Source organism: Paenibacillus algorifonticola, from assembly GCF_050481745.1.
Classification (GTDB): Bacteria; Bacillota; Bacilli; order Paenibacillales; family Paenibacillaceae; genus Pristimantibacillus; species Pristimantibacillus algorifonticola_A.
In genome coordinates, this window is record NZ_JBCNGR010000098.1 from 1 (window position 1) to 2,552 (window position 2,552).

General features: G+C 43.9%; 2 protein-coding genes and 1 pseudogene. All 3 read right to left on the minus strand.

Features of this window, described 5'->3' with window-relative positions:
- Nucleotides 1-168 precede the first annotated feature (168 nt).
- Nucleotides 169-1,038 (minus strand): carbohydrate ABC transporter permease, encoded by an 870-nt coding sequence (locus ABEW34_RS31800; RefSeq protein WP_430165856.1) that lies wholly within the window; start codon nt 1,036-1,038, stop codon nt 169-171.
- A gap of 1 nt (nt 1,039) precedes the next feature.
- Entirely contained in the window at nt 1,040-1,936 is an 897-nt protein-coding gene (locus ABEW34_RS31805; RefSeq protein WP_430165859.1) for an ABC transporter permease, read from the minus strand.
- An 80-nt stretch (nt 1,937-2,016) separates the two neighbouring features.
- A pseudogene (locus ABEW34_RS31810) lies at nt 2,017-2,552 on the minus strand (extracellular solute-binding protein); the annotation flags it as partial.

A 2,552-nucleotide genomic window follows, 5' to 3' on the forward strand; every position in this document is an offset into this window, starting at 1 on the left:
CCTTCAGCTGCTATTTTATCAATATTAGGCGACGTATTCCGTTGATAGCCGTAGCAGCCCAAATGATCCGGGCTCGTGGAATCCAAATCCAGAAATAAAATTCTCATGTTATTCTCCCCCGCTAAATAGAATCAAACTTACTGATGTCACAGTCAGTTCCCTGCTCTCTTAACCTTTCACAGAGCCTACGAACATGCCTTTATTAAAATATTTTTGCATAAACGGATAGCATAATAAGAGCGGCAGCGCAGTCGCGATAACAGCAGCCATTTTCACAGGAGGACCATACTCAAAGGACCCGATATGCGTTTCCATCGATGAATCCGATTCCAGCAGCAATTGGCGTAAAAACACTTGAACAGGCCATTTGTTCGAATCATTTAAATACAAAATGGCTGTAAAATAAGAATTCCAATGCATCACGGCATACATCAAAGAAATCGTGACGATGGAAGGCAGAGATAGAGGGATGATGATCCTGAACAGCAGCACCCATTCATTGCAGCCGTCGATTCTAGCCGCTTCCTCCAGCTCCTCTGGAATGTTGGAAAAGAAGCTTCGCATTATAATTAAAATAAAAGGAGCGATTGCACCGCTAAGGAACAGAGCCCAATAGGTATCTATTAATGCAAGCTCTTTCAGAATGAGGTAAGTTGGAATCATGCCCCCGTTAAAAATCATCGTGAACAATACCATAAAGTTGAGAATGCCTCTGCCCTTAAGCCAGCTTTTTGACAAGCCGTAAGCCATTAAGCATGTAAAGACCAAATTAATAATCGTTCCAACTATCGTTATAAAAAAAGTATTGCCGTATGCCTTCAGAAAGCCGTCGCTGCTAAGCAAATAGCCATAAGAATTTAAAGTCCATTCATGGGGGAACAAATAGAAGCCCCGCGACAAATATTCTGCTTTTGAAGAGAATGAGCTAAAGAAAACATAAAGAAATGGCAGCAATACAGCTAACATGGAGAGCACCAATAGCCCATAGATAAGCAGATTGAAAATAATGTCGGATTTTGTGAGCAGCCGTTTATTCATGCTAGTATACCCCCTCTTCGCCATACTTTTTGGCCAGACGATTGGCTAGCATGACAAACGCCAGACCGACGACAGACTTAAATAAACCTACGGCTGTTGTAAAGCTATATTCACCTTGCAAAACGCCTTGTCGGTAAACATAAGTGTCGAATACATCCGAAACCGCCAAATTCAATGAATTTTGCAGCAAATAAATATGCTCGAATCCGGTTTCCATCACTTGGCCTAGTCGAAGAATAAACATAAGTACGATGATTGTACGCAGCGCCGGCAGCGTAATATGCCACATCTGTCTCCATCTCCCCGCTCCGTCCATTACTGCCGCCTCATACAGCGTTGGGTTGACAGAAGCTAGTGCCGCAAGAAAAATAATCGCCCCCCAGCCCATCTCCTTCCAAATATTTTGGAACAAATACAGCGCTCTGAAATAACTGGGGTCTGTCAGAATTTCCAGTCGTGAAAGTCCGTTATCAGCTAAGAGCTTATTAATGCCGCCATCCTGCGTCGCAAAAAGAACGACCGTTACGCCCGCGACAACTACCCAGGAAACGAAGTGTGGAATGTACACAACGGTCTGAACCGTTCTGGCAAACCATTTCACCCTTGCTTCATTTAATAGAACGGCAACGATGATTGGAGCGGGGAAAAAAAGAACTAGATTAAGCCCGCTTAGGATCAATGTATTTTTCAGCAGTCTCCAAAAGTCGGGCTCTGCGAACAAAGCCTCGAAGTGCTGGAATCCAACCCAAGAGCTTTCAAAAACGCCTATAAACGGATCAAAGTCTTTAAAAGCAAGTATAATTCCGCCCATCGGCGCGTAACGGAAAATAAGGAAGTAGAGCAAGCCCGGTGTAATCATAATGTATAGAGGGAACCCGCGTCTCCATGCCTTCTGCACTTATATGTCTCCCCTCACAGTTAAAATATTCTTGCGTGCTTGGAGGATGGGTGTTATATCCATCCCCTTGTTTTCAATGGTCATTTCAGCTTTTGATATTGTTCATTCATTTCTTTAATAATGGCGTCACCGCCGTTTTTCTTCCATGTCTCAGCCGCTTCGTCGATTGCACTGAAAGGAGCTTGTCCTACAATAACTTGTGTCATCGTTTCCATCCATTTCTGCTGGATATTTGCCCCTTTCTTGATCAAGGTCTCACTGCTCAAGCCAGCAGCGGGATTGGACCAGCGGTACTTCTCGTTAGTTTCAAAGAAGCTTAAAATTTTATCGCCCATTTCCTGATTGTCCCATTTGCGAATTTGAATGCCGGGGTCAAATCTGCGGAAAAACCAGATGGACAACAATTGGGGGCGCTCTGTATCAAACGCGCCAAGCTTCTCATACTGATTATCGCCTGTCTTCTTGTAGTGTGTGCCTTCAATACCGTTCTTGATGAGATCATATCCTTCATCCGAGAGCATATAATCCAGCATTTCCAAAATCCGCTGCTGCTTGGCCGGATCAATCTTGGCATTAATGACAATTTTATTCGTCATGGCCGTGGTCTGGGTTGCTT